Below are 18,745 nucleotides of genomic sequence, written 5' to 3' on the forward strand. Positions count from 1 at the left end.
AAAATAATAGGATCTTTTGTTTTATTTGCTATTGTCCGCTTCACAATGGGTCGGGAAAAAAGTATAATTTTCTCTATTTTAGAACCTATAAATTAAAAAAGGATAATTATGACAATCGAAGTTAATGGGCAGATAACGCCAGGTTTCACATGGCTGGATGTATATGCTCCTGAGAGTGAGGAACTGCAGGAAGTTGCCGAAAGATATAAGATACACCCGGTGCTTATAAAGGATTGCCTTCAGCCTGATCACTTACCTAAACATGAAGTGATGGAAAACTACTCCTTTATTATTTTTAGGGTGCACAGCGAAAGTAATCCAAAAAACGTTGACACCGTGCAAGAGTTAACGCACAAGGTTGCCATATTTTATAGCGAAACATTTGTTATTACAATCCACCGTCATAAACAGCCATTAGTCGACCGTATTATTGCCATGGGAGAGAATAAGCCCTACAAAAGTGTAATGATGCTCGTCAATTCTCTTGTTGCTGAATGTTTGGATACCTATCAGCCTGCGTTATCTAAGTTATCTGCAGAGATTGATTATTATGAGTCTGTAATATTTCTTCGCCCCAAAAATATACCCTTACTTAAGGGACTCTACCATATGAAACGGAAAGTTGACCTGATAAAAAGGATGGTTGAGCTTTCTCAGGAAATAATTGATGCTTTAGATTCTAAGTCGGGAAATGTGTATACAAGAGATACAAAAGATCTTTTTATAAGACTCAAAAACTTGTCGTCCTATCTCTCTGAGAATAGCCACAATTTATTGAATATCTATTTTTCAACAACATCTCAGCGGACTAATGAGACGATGCGTATATTAACCATTTTCTCTGTATTTTTTATGCCTTTAACCTTTATAGTGGGGATCTACGGAATGAATTTCGATTATATGCCGGAATTGAAATGGATATTTGGGTATCCGGCAGTAATGGTAGCCATGATTGTTGTCACTGTGGTGATTTACCTGTGGTTCAAGAGGAAGAATTGGCTATAATAATGTCATTTTAGTTTTTTGCGTCCCCTACAACAATCTCCAATAGACTATCGAGTAGGGAGATCTTCAGTCGCTGTCCACGGTAGTCTTTGTGCTCGTCATCAATATGTAGCCCATCACCCTGCCATTCCATGGATAAGCGGCTGGCTCTGATTGGTTTTATTTTAAATGGCTTATTTTTCCCCGCCAATAGTCCATCTATATAGGCAATCAGATCTTGACGCTGCTCTGCGGTTACGATGATGATATCAAACTCTCCATCTCCGGGATCGGCATCAGCAGCGAGGACTAGCCGGGGGCCCATACTGGAGATATTCATGATTTCGACCATAATACATTCTTTTTCAATTTTACCTGCTGGAGTAACAAGTTTTAGCCGTTTTGGCGGGAATGTCAGGGCCAGTTTGCGGAGCTGCATCAGCGCACATTTAATTTCCTCCTCAGCAGGAAGTGTTTCGGTATTTTTTGTGTCCATTTTTTTCATCAGTACTGGAAATAAACCAAAACCAATGGACTCGATAAAATGCAAGGGCCTTCGTCCTAAACCTGTCACCATGCCGATATCGATTTTTTTGGGATAAAAATTTTTCCATTGGCTAATTGCTTTTTCAGGGTCCAACGGAATACCAAGTGAAAGGGCAATATTATTTGCAGTACCCTGAGGCAAGATTGCAATTGGCCTTTTAAACCGTATTTTTTTTTCCAGTAAAGCCATAATAGTTTTTCTGATGGTACCGTCACCCCCAGCTACGGCAATGAGATTGGTGGATGGATCAATCTTTTTGACAGCATCGTTTTTTGAAACCACTGTACATTGATGCCCCAGCTCTTCAATCAGCTGACAGAGCTCATCTTTACCATCATTATTATTATCTCCGGCGGCGGGATTATGGACCAGCCTTACTCTTTTGCCATATTCTTTCATATCAGCTGAACAAAGCGTGGGTGAGATTGGTTTTTATATAAAACGTATAAATATGAACATACTTATCACCAATGATGATGGTATCTATTCACCAGGAATAGCAGCGCTGGCAGAAACCGCGAGGCAGTTTGGTACGGTTAGGATCGTTGCGCCAGATGTTGAACAGTCGTCCATGGGACATGCTATTACCCATTCCCGTCCACTAAATTATCGACGTTCTCCCATTACTTTTGAAGGTATTGAAGCCTTTCGGGTCAACGGGACACCGGCAGATTGTGTGGCTTTAGGCCTGCATATGTTTCCCGGTACCCAGGTGGTGCTATCCGGAATCAATATGGGCCCCAATCTTGGTAATTCCATGTGGCACTCGGGTACCCTTGCTGCGGCCAAACAGGCTATGCTACTTGGGGCTACCGGTATCGCACTGAGTACGCCTGTTGGAAAGACAGAACCGGATTTTAAAGGTCTAGCCCAATGGACAGCCGATGTACTGAAAATCTTGCTTAACGATAAGGGCCCGGCATTGTATAATGTGAATTTCCCCCCAAAACCTCAAGGAATTTCATGGACAAGGCAATCGGTACGGCTCTATGATGGAAATGTCGTTCCGGACAAGGATCCTATGGGAAGAAAAAACTATTGGATTACGGTTGTACCCCTTGAGCCAGCAGAAGAAGGCACAGATCGCTGGGCCGTAGAAAATAAGCTGGTCTCCATTACCCCCTTGCGGCTGGATCTGACTGCACATGATGAACTTTCATTCAGACTGGCAAGTCAGGGAGAAACGAAATAGATAGGATAAGGCATATGAAAGCAGCAATTTTTCTTCATTGTTAAGCCCAGCAGCCATTTGTTCACGCCAGAACTTGTAGCACAACTAAAGGAATTACTAAGATTCAGTTTCTTTCTTATCTAAAACAGTTCGAAATGCTTTGTATATCCCTAAACATAAGATGATGAGACAAGTCAGTGTAAGACCAAGATATTCCACCACCCAAGCGATAAGAATTGCGACAATATGGATCTTGCCGTTTTCCGGCCTGAACATCGCCCCTGTGAAAAGATAAAAAGCAAAGGTTGCGAATACACCCAACCAGATCAGGGCATAAATATAATGTAGTGGATTTTTACTGAATTGGTATTTACTCAACATGGTCATCTTTAATTTAATCTCAAATATATAGCGGTTTAGAATTGTTTTATAATGGATTTACAATTCGCGAGATGAGATTTATGAATCGTTATGTTGACAGACCAATTCTTTAAATATAGGAATGTTGGACTTTATCAGTACTAGTTTTAGAAATCAGCAATAATAATTTTTTTCATTCCCATCATTTTTTTGAATGCGCCGGGTTTTTTGTTTAGTTCCGCCCAATTTTCCGGACATACCTGCCAGCTTAATCCGTATTTGTCTTTCAGCCATCCGCAAACGCTCTCTTGTCCTCCATCCGATGTAAGCGCTTCCCAGTAGTAGTCAATTTCAGCCTGGTCTTTACAGGGGATCATCAGCGAAATAGCCTCGTTAAATTTGAATTCCGGTCCAGCATTGATCCCGATGAAACGCATTCCCAGAATCTCAAACTCTACGGTAAGCACTTTGCCAGCAAAATCCTTCTGGAAATCTGCCAGTCCTTCGGCTGCTGAATTCGGGTAATAAGTAATATTGATGATCTTGCCATCGTTGAAAACCGATAGGTAATATTCTGCGGCTTCCAGTGCGTTGTTGTCAAACCAAAGGTTTGGAATTATCTTTTGCATAGCTTTATATTTTTTGGTTATTTTTTTTTAGTACCGGCTACAACTGATACACTTCTATTCCATTCTATCTACATTTTGATCATTTACAGTCTTACAAATTTAAAAGATTTGTTCTTTGATCAACTTTCCATAGGATAAGAAATAATAACATAAGCCAATGGCATTTTTCTTCTCAACCAAATCACTGATGTTATAACTGTTAAGTCTGGCCTGACTTCCAATTATGGCGAATGCGCCATAATTAGCAACGGCGGTATAAATGCTTTCCCAAATACCCGATATTCAACGGTGTTTCTGTTCCAAAATCAATCAGAAATGAAAAAATCTCCATCTTTAGCATCGATAAGTGAACTGATCCTAAAAGTTTAAATTTTACATAATAACTCAAGTATTGCTATTTACAATTGTCGTTTTTTTTGTCTTTTTAATGTCATTTTATCGGTTGTTTTGCTTAATTATTGCTTTTAAATGCATTAGAAAGACCTGTAGTGGTTGTACTACAGAGATTTATCTTTTTTTTATCAAATTTTGTTTCACTATGAAAAACTAAATAATCACACTATGTGGGACAAAAAAAAGAGAATCCTTGTTGTCGAAGATAATGAGATTCTGTTAGGCATCATGCAATTTGTTCTTTCACGGGAAGGGTACGATCTACTCCTTGCCAAATCCGGCAAGGAAGCGCTTTCTCTGGTCTCGGACGAATCAATTGATCTGATCATTACTGATCTGGCACTACCTTTTGCCAATGGCTTTGAAATTATAGACCGGATCAGAAAGAGCAATACCAATAATCAGGTACCGGTTATTATTATTTCAGGATATCGTGATGACAACAGTATTGTAGAGGGTTTTGAAGTGGGGGCAAATGATTATATCAAAAAGCCAATATCTCCTTCTGAACTGATTTCACGCGTACGTTTAAGAATCGGCCATGCTTAGCACATTGGGATATATCATCCATGATATTCGCGCCTTTTTTGAAGGTAACGGCTGGCCGGTATTTGTTATCGTTGCCCTCGTTTTGAGCGTGTTTTTTTGGACTGCTTGTCTTATTGGAATCGCCTTTTTTTATTACCGGGATTATCGATATCGTAGAGCCTATTCTCGGATTTATCCGGCATTAAGGGATTTTATCTATGAATATATTTTGGTGGAGAACCGTACAAGCCATTTTCCGGTGGATAAATTGGGACTGGATCTGGATAATAAGCTTGTAAGTAAGGTTGTACGCCATATCTTGCACGATTTTATCTTTACAATCGGCGGGGAGAAGGGCCAAAGCATGCGCCATCTTTTCAATGAGCTGGGTTTTGACAAAGAATCGCAATATGAAATTAGGCATTCCGCGACAAATATCGTAACCACTGTTAGGTCCTTGGCCAATCTAGCCTTGATGAAGGTGTCGATTCAGGACACTATTCTGGATCGGTTGCAGAAAAGTCCTCAGGCTGAAATCCGTGTCGCAGCATCTAAATACTTATTGCAGGTAGAAGGCGAACAGGCCTTTGATAAAGTGTTTGACGGGCTATACGGGATCAGTCAGCTTCATGCGCTTGATATCTTTCAGACAGTTGTTCAGGGAAACTATTATGGCGATTACGCATTTTCACAGTGGTTGGAGGTATCAAAGTCCTTTGCTGTCAATAGCTTGTTCATGGACCTGATGGTCTACTATCAAGAGTTAAACGAAGCGCAGCTCTGGACATTAATTACAGCCGACAAAGAATCAAAAACGGCGTTAAAAGCGATTAACTCTTTGGGAAAGCTACTCGCTAAGGATAGTGAGGAGCGACTGCAGGCATTATATACGGAGGAAAGCAGCCTGGCAGCTAAATTGGAAATACTGAAGGCGCTCGGACGTGTTGGCCAAGGAAAGTCAATTGATTTTCTGAACGGATTGTTTATGGACGCCAATTTGCCCTTGAGCCTGCGAAAGCATGCTTATCGCTCATTGGTCGCCCAAAAACCTTATAGTTCAGCGCTGTTGCGAAAAATTGAGGAGCAGGTGGATGGCGAAGAGCGCAAACTCGTTCGTTCTATTAATCATCCGATGGTCCACTACATTTAGATGAAAGGTTTGATATGACACATTTTATTTCTTCGGTAGAGTTTATTTTTGGATTGTACTGTTTGTTACTCTTAGCTGTGTATGTGATGCTGTTTCGCATGTCATCGCTTTCGATTCGCAGGAATCTCCGACAGCGCGGCTCAAGACGGATCCAAACATTATTGGAATCCGAGATTGCGCCAGGAGTTAGTATCGTCGCACCTGCTTACAATGAGTCAGTGACTATCGTAAATAATGTGCGTTCATTGATGACGCTGTTTTATCCACGGTATGAGGTCGTGATCGTTAATGACGGAAGTAAAGATGATACTTTGCCAAAACTGATCAAAGAATTTGATCTGGTGGCGGTCGATTTTTTGGTTGATTACCTGGTGCCCTGCAAGGAAATTAAAGGGATTTATAAATCGCGTGATATTTCCCATAAACACCTGACTGTCGTTGACAAGATAAACGGCGGAAGCAAGGCTGATGCGGTCAATGCAGGGATAAACGTTGCGGCTTTTCCGTACATATTGAATACAGATGTTGACTGCGTACTTGCCAATGATACGTTGGTGTATCTGATGGAGGCTGTATTGGACGCTAAGGAACGTGTCATCGCTGTGGGGGCCACTTTACGGATGTCAAACTCGAGTTATGTGGACTCAGGGATGTTGGTTGAGGCGGCCTTACCTAAACCCATCCTGGCGCGGTTTCAGGAGATGGAGTACATCCGGTCATACCTTCTCGGTAAAATGGGATGGAATTATCTGAATTGTATTCCCAATGTATCTGGTGGTCTTGGTTTGTTTGACAAGGAAATTCTTATTGCGGCCGGTGGATATGATCCAAAATCGCTGGGGGAGGATATGGAGATGGTCACTAGGATGTGTATGAAGATGTGCGACAATAACGAAAAATATGAGGTCAAATATATTCCCCAAACATTATGCTGGACTGAGGGACCAGATAGCCTCAAAATGTTAACCCGGCAGCGTATCCGATGGGCTAGGGGCTTGATGCAGATCATGCGTACCCACCGCAAGGCTTTCTTCAATCCCAGCTATAAAAGGTTTGGGCTGGTCGTATTTCCCTACAATGCTATTTTTGAATTCTTTGCACCGATTATGGAAATTCTGGGTATTTTCTTTTATATCTACCTGATCCTGACAAACGGCATCAATTGGCAGATGGCCATCCTGCTGCTGGTTTTCGTATATATGTTTTCGGTTTTTTTAACCAGCTTTTCGATCTTATTGGACAATTATGTCTATAAATATTACAAACGTAGGCAGGATATTGTCCGCTTATGCCTCACCGCATTTTTAGAACCTTTTATCTATCACCCGATCATTGTGTACAGTTCAATCAAAGGATATATACAGGAGCTCTTTGGTAAAAAACATGCTTGGGGAGAAATGAAACGCAAAGGGACCTTAACACCCTTATCACCAAATGGAGCTAAAAAATAGAGCAATGAAAAAATTATTGATATTAATAGTCGTTTTCTGTCAGTCCTTGTTAGCGGATACCATTTTAGCACAGGTGGTCTGGCAAAATAAAAAATACGATGTGGATAGTTTAGTGCCGCAGGCAATCCGCTATCTGCATCAGGGGAAGCTTGACCAGTCGATTATGCTGAGCCGGACGGTATTGGCAAAATACCCGCAGTACACTGATTTTAACTATATCCTGGGATTGAGTTATCAAAAGATGGGACGGGTAGAATGGGCTATTCCCTATTTCGAAACTGTAATAGCAAATGATGCGAAGTATAAAGACAGCTACTCAGCCTTGGCACTATCGTATGAAGCGAAAGGCGATATAGACAAAGCTACTAAGGTTTGGCAGCTGGCACGAACGCGATTTCCTGATGATATGGAGCTGGCAGCAGCTTATCGGGAATTTGAAGCCAGGAGTATACGGAATGCCGTTAACCGTAACCTCGACAATTGGTACAAAGAAGGCCTCAAATGTATTGAACGAGGAGAGCTGCAAAACGCCATTTCGATTTCGGACAGCATGCAGCAGGCAGATGCTAGCGATAAGCGTTATTTATACCTCCGCACCAGTGCTTATATGGCCGGTAAGGACTATAATAAAGCCAAAAGTGGCTATGAGATGCTTTGGGATAAAGGGGATACTACGCTGTTTATTCGTGAGCAGTTAGCTAATATCGCTGCTGTAAATAAAGATTATCGGACCGCTTTGTCCTATACCGAACAGCTGCAACAGCAATCACCGCAAGTGGAGCGCTATCGTCAACAGGCAAAGGTATACCGGGAAAATTTACCCTATCGTTACTATGTAGGGTTCAATCATACCCAAAGCGCACAAGATAGACCCAATGGGCACTTCTTTATTTCCGGGGTGGAGTATGGAAAAAAAGTGGGTGCAAAGGATATGGTCATAGGTCAATTTAACTATGGAAACAGAAGGGGCGAAAAAGGGTATCAGGTGGGATTAGAGGCCTGGCTGAATTATAGCGAAAAAATATATGCCTATCATCATCTTGCCTGGGCTGATGGAACAGTATTTCCGACCTGGCGGGCCGCATATAGTCTTTATCGGGAGGCAGGGCCTTGGCTCTTTGATCTAGGTGGGCGTTATGTTCGGTCAGCAGACCATACCAACAACTATGGCATGGTGGCCTCCGCTGGCCGCTATTTTGGGCCGACCTTTATCTACCTCCGGGGATTTTTATTGCATGATGAACAGCGTTGGAATCAAGCCTACTCACTGGCTGTAAGACATTATTACAATAGCGAAAAGCCTAATTCTTATGTCACTATCATTGGCAATATCGGCACATCTCCGGACGACCCTTCCCGGTATCAGTTTTTGAACAACAGATTTGGATTTTTGTCGCGATCAGTCAATGCCGGATGGCAACATCGTATCGAAAGCTGGGGATTTACGCTTATGGGCGGTTGGAGTTATTACAAGGTTGCTGAAAATAGGTTTATGAATCAATATGATCTAAATCTCTCATTAAGGAAATATTTTTAATATGTGGAAGTATATGTTAGCGCTGCTTTTTGTCACAACAATCGCCCAGGCTAAAGAACGGATTACATTGGTGAATGAAGGTGTGACCAATTATGTTATCCGCACTGACCAAAACAATGCAACCCTGCTGAAAGCAGCAGCGGTAATCAACGAATTTACCTTATTGAGCACGGGGACGGGCTTTAACTTGCAGGCCCAGGGACAGGCCCAGCCAGCAATCATATTGGAGCAGGTGCCAATAGACAAAACATATCCGGAAGACAGTTATTCGATCCAGTTTAATGGGGCGAATATGTATATTAAAGGTAGCGGGAAAGGAGTTCTTTATGGTGCTTACCGTTATGTGAGAGATGTTATCGGCGCCAGAAAATGGTATACCGGCAGGGAGAATACCTTCATTCCAAAGTTATCTTCGCTCGTGGTTGATGCTGATTTTCACGTTTTCGCAAAACCCAACTTCCAGTTTCGCGAAGTATATTTCCCGGTCGAACTGGATCAGGAATATTTGGACTGGTATGGTCTACATAATTTAGAAGAAAAATGGGGCGACTGGGGGCATACCTTCAACAAGATATTACCGCCATCCATTTATTTTAAAGAACATCCCGAATATTACTCGCTGTATCATGGGAAAAGACAAGCTACCCAGCTCTGCCTTTCCAACGAAGCTGTTTTTGAACATACCGTTGCATATTTCAGACAAAGAATGCTCGAAAATCCGCAAGCTAAATACTGGTCGATAGCGCAAAATGACGACATTGGAAGCTGCACCTGTGATCGCTGCCAAGCTATTGATAAACGCGAAGGCGGAGCCCAGGGGTCATTGATCCACTTTGTGAATAAGGTAGCCGCTAAATTTCCGGATAAGCAATTTACAACACTCGCTTACCTACAGACGGCCAATGCCCCTGCGCATTTGCGCGTGGCAGACAATGTTTCGGTGATATTAAGCAATATTGACGCTTTTCGTAGAGGTGATATTGGCAATGAACCTTCTGCGGCTACATTCCGCAGGCAGCTGCGTGATTGGAAATCCAAAGCAGCACATATCTTTGTATGGGATTACTTAACGCAGTTTACAAATTATCTGGTTCCTTTCCCTATTCAGGGAACTTTGCAGAAAAGTCTGGACTACTTAAAACAGCAAGGTGTTGAGGGCGTATTTTTGCAGGGTGGGGGCGCGAGCTACAGCGACATGGCCGAACTAAATGCTTATATTTTAGCTCATCGGCTCTGGGACAGTACGGTCTCCGAAGATCAGCTTACGGACGAATTTTTACATGGTTATTATGGCAAGGCGGGCGAGCCAGTCAAAGCATATCTCAATGTCCGGCGAGAGGCTTTGCCTGCTGCCTCATCCGCTTTATCAATTTATGGAAATCCCATTGATAATAGAAAGGATTATTTAAGTCCGGAGCAAATGGATCACTATAGTACCTTATTGGAAAAAGCTGAAATACTGAGTGAGGGTAACCCACAATTGGAACAACGTATTAGACGATTGGGCTTAGGGCTAGATTATACCTATTTACAACAGGCGCGGTTTTATGGACCACGACAACATGGAATATTTAGCAACGAGGATGGAAAATGGCACGTAAGGTCAAGCGTACAACGCAAGCTGCAACAGTTTGTTGAAGATGCGAAAAAACTCGGCGTGGTTGAACTCGCCGAGGGCGGTGCCTCGCCCGATCATTATGCGAAAGAATGGAGTGAGATATTTAGTGCAGGAGTACGTGCGAATAAAGCGGCAGAAGCAAAAATGACGATCACATACCCATTTGACCCTTCATTCCCTGCCAACGGTATGCAGACCCTGACTGATCGTGTCCCTGGCTATCTCGATTATAGCTATAATTGGCTCTTATGGACGGGAGAACCGATGGAGATTGCGTTCAACTTCGAAAAGGCAGAAAAAGTGGATACTATTGAACTCAGTTTCCTTCAGGATGCAAGGCATTGGATTTTTCCTCCAAAAGAGATTCGTATTACGGCTTCAAAAGATGGCAAAAATTTTAAGGAGTTACTTTTATCTAATATTAAAGAAATAGACGAGGACTATACGGTGCAGAAAGTCAAATTTAAAGCTTCGGTAGCGGATGATGTTAAAATAATTCGTGTTTATGCCTTACCATTTTCCTCCCTGCCGGAATGGCGCTATCATCCTACACGAAAGGTCTCTATTGCCTGTGATGAAATCTGGGTGGAGTAATATATTCTGATTAAAAAATTACGGGCATTATTTCGTCTCCTTCTCTTTTTTCGAGTCTTTCCCAAAAATATGCCGTCGATGATTTTCGCCCCAATATTGCAGTGATTCAACTACCTGATCCAAGGTATGCGCATAATCTGTGGGGAAATATTCAATAAGAATAGGATAACCTTCCGTTATGGTACGTTCAATCAGCCCATTCTGTTCCAGTTCTTTTAATTCCTTCGCTAGCACCTTCGGTGTCAATTTTGGAATACTTCGCTGTATTTCAGTAAAACGCCTGTTTCCCGCATTCACAGAAATAATAATCTGCAATTTCCACGTTCCGCTGATGACGTCCAGCGTATCGCGAATTGGCCTCAGGGCTTGTAGGCAATCCTGATGATCATGATGTTTTCCCATTTCACTATCCTTTAGGTAACTGCTATACTTTAGAATGTGAATTTACAATAATTTTGTTCCTATCAATAACAAAAACAATAAAAATGGCAAATATCTTAAATATCAAAACAAGTATTAGTGGCGAACACTCTGTCAGCAGTAAACTATCACAGGTTGTAATTGATCGATTACTGGAAAAAGAACCGTTTAGTAAAGTCGTTGTTCGCAACCTCGCTACGGAACCGATTCCCCATATGGAACTTGAGCATTTTAGCGCATTCAATGTTAGCGATGCGGAAAAGACTGATGCGCAAAAAGAACTGTCTAGATTTTCGGATCAAGCAATAAGGGAAATTCAAGATGCTGATATCATCGTTATCGGTGTCCCTTTTTATAATTTTAGTATCCCTTCGACATTGAAATCCTGGATTGACCATATTTCGATTGCTGGAAAGACGTTTTCCTATGCTGATGGTCATGTAAAAGGACTTCTTAAAAATAAAAAGGTCTATCTTAACTTTGCGGTGGGCGGTATCTATGACAATGGAATCGTGGATAATATGGAAATGTATCTTCGCACTTTCTTTGGATTTATCGGGATATCAGATGTGGAGGTCTTCAAGACCGAGGGTACGATGTTACCTGGGCTTAAGGACGAAAATATGCTATTGGCGACGGGAGAAATTGAAGCCGCTATCGCCTGATCTATGGCCAATGATATCAAAATCTCCACATCAGGCTTAGGAAAAATAATAAATCCACATTTAAGTGTTTCGGCGGATATGTATTCCCATAACCTTTGCCAAAAAGATTAAACAGGAGTATGGTATAGGCTACGACGCCGTGATGAGTATGGCCATACATCTGGATGACAAGTTCAATCTTAAGCAAAAAAATGTCGAAGAAACACTAGACAAAAGATGGGGTAGGGATAATGCGGTTCAGTTTGCAACACTATTACAGAAGTTTTACAAAGACAGTAATAGTAAACGGTTCTTTCAGGCTAACCAGGCACTGTATAATGAGGTACAAAAGCGCTTTCTTCCAATTTATGAACATATTGAATTAGGCTGGTATCCTAAATTCTACGGTAAGAAACCCTCCGAGAAATTTTTGATTGTGAACAGTGTGGAGAATGGTGGTGGTAACTATGGGGTAGCCATTAAAAATCCAGGGGCTATAAGGAAGTATACGCAATTATGGGGACATGGAGTATGGATAGTCTTGGTATGGTACAATTTCCGTTACAGAGCTATTTACCCACCTTACTTCACGAGTTTAACCATTACTTTGTTAATCATTTATTAGAAAAAAACACAACAATTTTTAGAGACAGCGGCGAAAAATTATATAGTGTCTTGAAGTAAAAAATGAACCGACAGGCATACGGTTCAATGGATATTTTGCCCCATTATCTCCTAAATCTGGATCCCAAATTTTAAATTTGCTGAACGTCAGTAAGTTTTGTCCCGAAGAGTATACGTAACGTGAGGTAAATCCGAGTTTGTCTAAACCTTTGGTGTCTTCATGTTATATCTGATTGAAGCCTGTTTTAAACGCGTGTAAGCGCCATCTTTTAGCCCGTGGGTACTATTTAGATAATTGTTGTCCGAGCTGTTTGCCATCGTCAGGCGTGGGTAATATGTATCCTGACGTGGATTTTCAGGAGTCCAGCGATCTTCGACAATAGACATTGTGTTATTCGGGTAAAGCCCAAAACCTGAAAACGGAATTACTCCTGCCCCCCGGGAACCTGCTCCAGGCCAGTCGATGCCTGAACCATTGGCCATAATACCAACATCACCAACACCTTGAAAGAATATGGAAAGGTCAAAGTTTTTATAGGATAATCCAAATCCCGCACCATACAGCCATCTCGGGAACCATGATTTTCCGAGATAGGTTTCATCGAAAACATCGATGACTTTATCATCCGTGGCATTCAGATTTTTGTGCCGGACGTCGCCTGGAAAGACCGGATTGAACTTTTGTTCCGGGGGATTTGCGATTTCCTCGTTACCGACAAAGTAACCTGTGGCTACGTAGCTTTTATATTCGCCAAAACGTTTGCCTGTTTCAGCTTGATAAACGTATTTCCGCAGGGGGGCATCAGCGTAGATAATCTTGTTTTTACTATAAGTTATGTTTCCGAATAAACGCAGGCCTACATTTCCGAACTTATCATTATATTCCAGATTGGCATCCATTCCTGTATTGTTCATTTCGCCAAGATTCGCGAATACATTCATATTGTTATAACCAGCAATAGAGGAGATGGATCGCCTACGGATGAGAATATTCTTTCGGTTTTCATGGTATCTGCTCAGTACAATGTTGAGCTTGTTCCAGAGACCAATTTCTAGACCGATATCACTTTTATAGGATTTCTCCCATGTGAGGTTCTCTACACCTAGTACGTATTCGGGTTTTCCTGGTACCCAACTTCCGTTGAGTCCAAAACCCGTGCTGCCTCCATCACCGATCTGCGTTAAGTAAAGAAACCGCCCTCCATCAATGTTATCGATACCAACGACACCGTAAGAACCTCTGATTTTTAATAAACTGAAGGTGTTTTTTAGCGGAGCGAAGAATTCCTCATTAGAAGCGATCTAACCACCCGAAATGGAAGGGAATAGGCCAAATTTCTTGCCTTTCTCAAAATTCTCAGACCCTGTATAGCCTGCATTGACCTCTACAAGATATTTATCCCGGAAGCCATAGGTAATCCGCCCGCTAAACTCTGATTACGATAAGGAATAGCACCGATCACTGAACCGGACAGACTGACCAAACGATTTCTCATATTATAGAGCAACATTCCTCCGATCCTATGATCATTGAAGGAGCGATCATAGTTTATTAATCAAAAATTGGATGCTGTTAAGACTTCATAACGAACACAACTGAATAGATAAGTATGAATTGAATACTTTAATTTGATTTTTTCTCTGTTTCTCCAGATTTTAATAAATACATTTTGTACCAGTTCCTGGCATACCTCAGCATCTTGAAATGTATGAAAAGCTGTTTTATATAACGATTGCCAAAACCGTGACATAAAGTGTTGAAGGGCCCGTTCATCGCCTTTACAAACTAATTCAAAAATTTGTTTATCAGAGTAAACGGTGTAATCCATAATCAGGGGATGTTTATAGTCGGTAGTTAAAACAATTCAAACTTAAATACAAAATGCTAAAAAGCAAAATAAGAATGTCAACTTGATCTTTCCAATGACAAGTGGTAACAGTGCGTTTAAAAAAAAATAAAAAAAAAATCATATTGGATTCACCCTATCATTAGTTCTGGTTGTCTTTGTTTATAGTATCTTATAAAAACACGATTGACTAACCATGATCAGAATTCCTAAAACACGTTGGAGAATAAAAGCTATCCTGCTCTCGTCTCTTTTGATAGGAGGAACAATTGTAGAAGCAACTGAAAATTTACCGCGAGTGGAAAGGCAGAAGCTTATTTTAAAAACGACTATGTATTATATTGCACAGAAACATGTATATCCAATGGAGCTGAATGATGAATTCTCTTCAAAAGTGTGGGATAAATATTTTAGTTACTTAGATATAAACCATAAGATCTTTTTGCAAGAAGACATTCGGCAGTTAAGATTGTATAAAAGTAGGCTGGACGAAGATATTCAGGCGAATTCTATTGAATTTTTCGAAAAAAGTAATACAATCTATTTGCAACGCTTAAAGGAATTACGTGCTATCTGTAATGAAATCCTAGCCAAGCCTTTTGTATTTACAATTAATGAATCCTTTCGAGATGGAAACGAATATGCTGGCTCGCTGAAGGAACAGAGGGAAAGGTGGCGAAAGTCGTTAAAATTTAGTGTGTTACGTAAATTTAATTTGATAAAGGATAAGAATAATGGTAAAAAAGATAGGGAGATAGAAAAGGAAAGTAGAGCGGCAGTAAAGAGGTGGATGGACGCCTTTTTCGATCGTATGACCAAACCCGAAGCTGAGGATATAAATTTTAGCTATTTCATGAACGCCATTCTTTTTGAGGTGGATCCGCATACGATATATAACCTACCCAAGGAAACTAAACAAAAGCAGGAAAATATAGCCAAACGCTACTTTGGAATTGGAATATCTATGAAAGAAGATGAAGGTGAATACTTTGTAGATGGAGTCCAGCCAGGAGGAGAGGCTAATAATACGGGGTTGATCCATGTCGGTGATCAAATACTTCAGATTGAAAATGAGAAAGGTGAAATGCAAGATGTATTTTCTCTGCCAGCTGAGGATGTCATCGATATGATCCGCGGTGCAAGTGGGACGGTTGTCCGTTTGCGTATTAAAAGGAACTCAATCCAAGAAATAGTCAGTTTAAAACGTACAGAACTTAAAAACGAATCACAATTGGCTCGAAGTGCTCTATTTAAAAAAGGAAAAGAAAAAATAGGGATCGTTTATTTGCCTGATTTTTATGATGATGTAGCCAATCCGAATGGTGCTCACGCATCTTTGGATGTAATGAAACATATACAATCGTTAAAAAAACAAGGGATGACTAGTCTGATTATTGATTTGCGTAATAACCCTGGTGGATCTTTGAATGAAGTAGTTAGATTAGCTGGAGCATTGACGGGCAAAGGACCCAAAGCGCAGATTAGAGGTCGTGCTGGAGTTCAGGTGATGCAGGCCGATTTGGAACAGATTTACAAGGGGCCATTAGCGGTTATGATAAACGAAAGAAGTGCGTCGGCATCGGAAATATTTGCAGCGGCTATACAGGATTATCAGAGAGGGGTCATTATCGGAGGACCGACATCGTATGGAAAAGGATCCGCACAGGACGTTTGGCCAATTGGAAAAATGGGAGATGAAAGCAAGAATATTCCGGCAGTAAGTTTAGGTTCGTTGACATTGACATCTTTTATGTTTTATCGGGCGACAGGTCAAACAACACAAAAAACTGGTGTAAAGCCGGATATTCTGCTCCCTAGTCCTAGTGCTTATGTAAGTGAGTTGGAAAAGGATTACAATTCGGCGCTTCCAAATGTTCCTATCCCTACAACAAACTTTCAGCTATCCAATTCCTTCGCTAAGGATCAAATTGAAGCATGGGCCAAACAATTGCGTTATGGATATATATTTAAACAAATCGATAGTTTAGCGAAATTAATAGCGAAAGCGGATAAGGAACCAATTGCATTGAACCTTAAAGCTTATCAACAACAGGAAGACAAGAAAAAGGAAAGGAAAGCTTACCTTAAAACTCTTCTGAAGGTACCACGGGATGAACAGATTGATGTAGTATCTGAAAGTGATAGATCTGCAGCAGGTGAAAAATGGTACATTGATTGGCTAGAAAACGCAAAAAACGATGTTTATGTTGCTGAGGCCTGTGCATTGTTGTCTAATTGGAGCGCGGAAAATGATGCTCTCCAAACTACCTACGCTTTAGAAGTGACGACCTTACGTCATTTTTTTGAGAGAGATAACGTTCGGGATGAATGTTATCTAGATGATATCAATGAATTGAATGTCAACCTTAATACTAATGCTGATATTTATAGATTGAAAAAACAGCTTACACGAATGAAAGATTCGGTGGATGTAATGGAAATAATAAACAAGGAGGGGACTAATATCACCCGATCCATACAGTTATCGAAACAGGATTTTGTTAGGCAACACCCTAATTCTTACGTTAGTCTCTATCTTTTAGCAGAGGAATTCAATGCATATACCGCCGAAGGGTATTCATTGGCATTTGAGTCTTTGTCTCCGGCTCTTAAAGTGTTGAATGCAGCCGAATCGATAAAAAAGGAAATTTCGCGTCTTAAAGTGACCACCACTGGTGCCGAAGCAATTGATTTTCAACGTACCGACCAAAATGGTAACCTAGTGAAGTTGAGTAATCTTCGTGGTAAATATGTTTTGCTTGACTTTTGGGGTAGCTGGTGTGTGGTTTGTCGTCAGGCGCACCCGCACATGAAGGAACTTTATCATCAATATAAAGATAAAGGCTTTGAAATCCTTGCAATAGCAGATGAAAGCCATAGTAAAACCATGCAGGATCGTGAAAAAGTTTGGAAGGAGGCGATTCGAAAAGATGATATTCCTTGGATTCATGTACTCGCCGAAGAGGGGAATCAAAAAATTAATGTGCTTCAGGCTTATGGAATAACTGCGTTTCCTACCAAAATCTTATTGGATAGAGAAGGTAAGGTCGTGATGCGTACAATTGGTAATCTAAATAACGAAATAGACGAATATTTGAGAAAACATCTTTAAATCAACTATGAATATGAAAATTAATAGAAGCCTCTGGACAGGCCTGCTTGCATTGTCTTCAGTCCAATTGATGGCACAACAACAACTGAAAATAAATGCGGAGTTCGAAACACTGAACGATGGTCAAAAAGTTTATTTGACGGATTTTATCACCAAACGCGTTGACTCTACAAGTGTCGCCAATAATAAGTTTCAGTTTATGGCCAACGCTGATTCAAGTACTATTTATATTGTGCAGCTGGGATTGCAGCCCAAGGAAAATGAGTTTTTTTTCATGGATATGGGAGCGGGCCAAGTTAATATATCTGGCAAGGGCAGTTCATTTAAGGATGTTGCCATTACTGGGAGTTCCTTTGTCGATCGATGGAAAGAATTGGACGCATTTATGTTGAATCGTTGTGGTGGTGGCATTAATTATCCGAATGAATTGGCTCAGAAAATGGCCCAAGCACAGGCTATTGGGGACGGTCAAGCACTGGAAAACTTGCAAAAAGATTTTTTGCTTTATGTGGAAAAAGGAAAGAGTGCTGCAAAAGATTGGATCGCCAAATATCCAGATGAATCCATTAGTGCTTATGTGATCAATGCATTTTTATTAAATAAAATACCGCTGAATGAAGTAAAAGCTCTAGTGAAAGGGCTGGGGGCAAATGCTCAAAGATCAAAGTTAGCACATCTAATGTTAACGTTAGAAGAGCCAAAGCTGTCCTCTAATTTGCTTAATCAGCAGGCACCTGATTTTACATTGAACGATGAGAAAGGTGTTGCTGTGAAATTATCGGATTTTAAAGGTAAATATGTTTTATTGGATTTTTGGGCAAGTTGGTGCGCACCTTGCCGTAAGGAGATGCCTTTTGTGAAAGCTGCTTTTGAGAAATATAACTCTCCAAAATTTACTATCTTGAGTGTGTCTATCGATACAGAGCCCGAAAAATGGCGTAAGGCGCTAACCGATGAAAAAATGCCTTGGAAACAACTTTTAGACGACTCGAATCAACAAGTTTCAACGTTATACAATGTCGCTTTTATTCCAATGAATTTTTTAATTGATCCTACTGGAAAAATAATTGCTTTTGGTCTGTATGGCGAAAATATTAATAAACAACTTGGAGATGTGTTGAAATAATCGACCTAAC

17 protein-coding genes are annotated in these 18,745 nt (G+C 40.8%); 11 read left to right on the forward strand and 6 right to left on the reverse strand.

Going from position 1 to position 18,745, the window contains the following annotated elements:
• The first annotated feature begins 108 nt into the window (after positions 1-108).
• Positions 109-1,005, forward strand: coding sequence for a CorA family divalent cation transporter (locus BWD42_RS11540; RefSeq protein WP_077436424.1), 897 nt, complete (start codon positions 109-111; stop codon positions 1,003-1,005).
• A gap of 10 nt (positions 1,006-1,015) precedes the next feature.
• On the opposite strand, the gene BWD42_RS11545 is transcribed toward BWD42_RS11540, so the two are convergent.
• Positions 1,016-1,930, reverse strand: coding sequence for a diacylglycerol/lipid kinase family protein (locus BWD42_RS11545; RefSeq protein ID WP_077436426.1), 915 nt, complete (start codon positions 1,928-1,930; stop codon positions 1,016-1,018).
• Between the two features lie 52 nt (positions 1,931-1,982).
• On the opposite strand from BWD42_RS11545, the gene surE reads away from it, so the two are divergent.
• Positions 1,983-2,723: a 5'/3'-nucleotidase SurE gene (gene surE / locus BWD42_RS11550; RefSeq protein ID WP_077436428.1), complete on the forward strand. Its 741-nt coding sequence runs from the start codon at positions 1,983-1,985 to the stop codon at positions 2,721-2,723.
• A 96-nt stretch (positions 2,724-2,819) separates the two neighbouring features.
• Here the strand turns inward: surE and BWD42_RS11555 are convergent, their stop codons facing one another.
• Complete coding sequence (locus BWD42_RS11555) at positions 2,820-3,083, reverse strand: hypothetical protein (RefSeq protein ID WP_077436430.1); 264 nt, start codon at positions 3,081-3,083, stop codon at positions 2,820-2,822.
• 146 nt (positions 3,084-3,229) lie between these two features.
• Entirely contained in the window at positions 3,230-3,691 is a 462-nt protein-coding gene (locus tag BWD42_RS11560) for a VOC family protein (protein WP_077436432.1), read from the reverse strand.
• Positions 3,692-4,252: 561 nt separating this feature from the next.
• Here BWD42_RS11560 and BWD42_RS11565 point away from each other — a divergent pair.
• Genes BWD42_RS11565 through BWD42_RS11585 form a run of 5 tightly spaced genes read left to right on the forward strand, consistent with a single transcriptional unit; the run spans position 4,253 to position 10,962 of the window.
• Positions 4,253-4,633 carry a PleD family two-component system response regulator gene (locus tag BWD42_RS11565; protein WP_077436434.1) on the forward strand — a complete coding sequence of 127 codons (381 nt, stop codon included), beginning with the start codon at positions 4,253-4,255 and terminating at the stop codon, positions 4,631-4,633.
• Entirely contained in the window at positions 4,626-5,762 is a 1,137-nt protein-coding gene (locus BWD42_RS11570) for a HEAT repeat domain-containing protein (protein ID WP_077436436.1), read from the forward strand. Before BWD42_RS11565 ends, BWD42_RS11570 begins: the two co-directional genes overlap by 8 nt.
• A 14-nt stretch (positions 5,763-5,776) precedes the next feature.
• Positions 5,777-7,213, forward strand: a complete 1,437-nt coding sequence (locus tag BWD42_RS11575; protein ID WP_077436438.1) for a glycosyltransferase family 2 protein — start codon at positions 5,777-5,779, stop codon at positions 7,211-7,213.
• Positions 7,214-7,217: 4 nt separating this feature from the next.
• On the forward strand, positions 7,218-8,750 hold the full coding sequence (locus BWD42_RS11580) for a YaiO family outer membrane beta-barrel protein (RefSeq protein ID WP_175992036.1): 1,533 nt from the start codon (positions 7,218-7,220) through the stop codon (positions 8,748-8,750).
• Position 8,751: 1 nt separating this feature from the next.
• Positions 8,752-10,962 carry a DUF4838 domain-containing protein gene (locus BWD42_RS11585; RefSeq protein ID WP_077436442.1) on the forward strand — a complete coding sequence of 737 codons (2,211 nt, stop codon included), beginning with the start codon at positions 8,752-8,754 and terminating at the stop codon, positions 10,960-10,962.
• Between the two features lie 27 nt (positions 10,963-10,989).
• Here the strand turns inward: BWD42_RS11585 and BWD42_RS11590 are convergent, their stop codons facing one another.
• Positions 10,990-11,364 carry a winged helix-turn-helix transcriptional regulator gene (locus BWD42_RS11590; RefSeq protein WP_077436444.1) on the reverse strand — a complete coding sequence of 125 codons (375 nt, stop codon included), beginning with the start codon at positions 11,362-11,364 and terminating at the stop codon, positions 10,990-10,992.
• Positions 11,365-11,447: 83 nt separating this feature from the next.
• Between BWD42_RS11590 and BWD42_RS11595 the strand changes: the two genes are divergently transcribed.
• Both BWD42_RS11595 and BWD42_RS11600 read left to right on the forward strand, forming a co-directional pair.
• Positions 11,448-12,047, forward strand: coding sequence for an FMN-dependent NADH-azoreductase (locus tag BWD42_RS11595; protein WP_077436446.1), 600 nt, complete (start codon positions 11,448-11,450; stop codon positions 12,045-12,047).
• A 64-nt stretch (positions 12,048-12,111) separates the two neighbouring features.
• Positions 12,112-12,651, forward strand: coding sequence for a DUF4932 domain-containing protein (locus BWD42_RS11600; protein WP_077436448.1), 540 nt, complete (start codon positions 12,112-12,114; stop codon positions 12,649-12,651).
• 200 nt (positions 12,652-12,851) lie between these two features.
• On the opposite strand, the gene BWD42_RS11605 is transcribed toward BWD42_RS11600, so the two are convergent.
• Positions 12,852-13,592 (reverse strand): hypothetical protein, encoded by a 741-nt coding sequence (locus BWD42_RS11605; protein WP_077436450.1) that lies wholly within the window; start codon positions 13,590-13,592, stop codon positions 12,852-12,854.
• A 614-nt stretch (positions 13,593-14,206) separates the two neighbouring features.
• Complete coding sequence (locus BWD42_RS25205; RefSeq protein WP_077436452.1) at positions 14,207-14,479, reverse strand: RNA polymerase sigma factor; 273 nt, start codon at positions 14,477-14,479, stop codon at positions 14,207-14,209.
• 214 nt (positions 14,480-14,693) lie between these two features.
• Between BWD42_RS25205 and BWD42_RS11615 the strand changes: the two genes are divergently transcribed.
• Positions 14,694-17,609, forward strand: coding sequence for a S41 family peptidase (locus tag BWD42_RS11615; RefSeq protein ID WP_077436454.1), 2,916 nt, complete (start codon positions 14,694-14,696; stop codon positions 17,607-17,609).
• A gap of 13 nt (positions 17,610-17,622) precedes the next feature.
• Positions 17,623-18,735, forward strand: coding sequence for a TlpA disulfide reductase family protein (locus BWD42_RS11620; RefSeq protein WP_175992037.1), 1,113 nt, complete (start codon positions 17,623-17,625; stop codon positions 18,733-18,735).
• Positions 18,736-18,745: the final 10 nt, after the last annotated feature.

The organism is Sphingobacterium sp. CZ-UAM, from assembly GCF_002000245.1.
GTDB lineage: Bacteria > Bacteroidota > Bacteroidia > Sphingobacteriales > Sphingobacteriaceae > Sphingobacterium.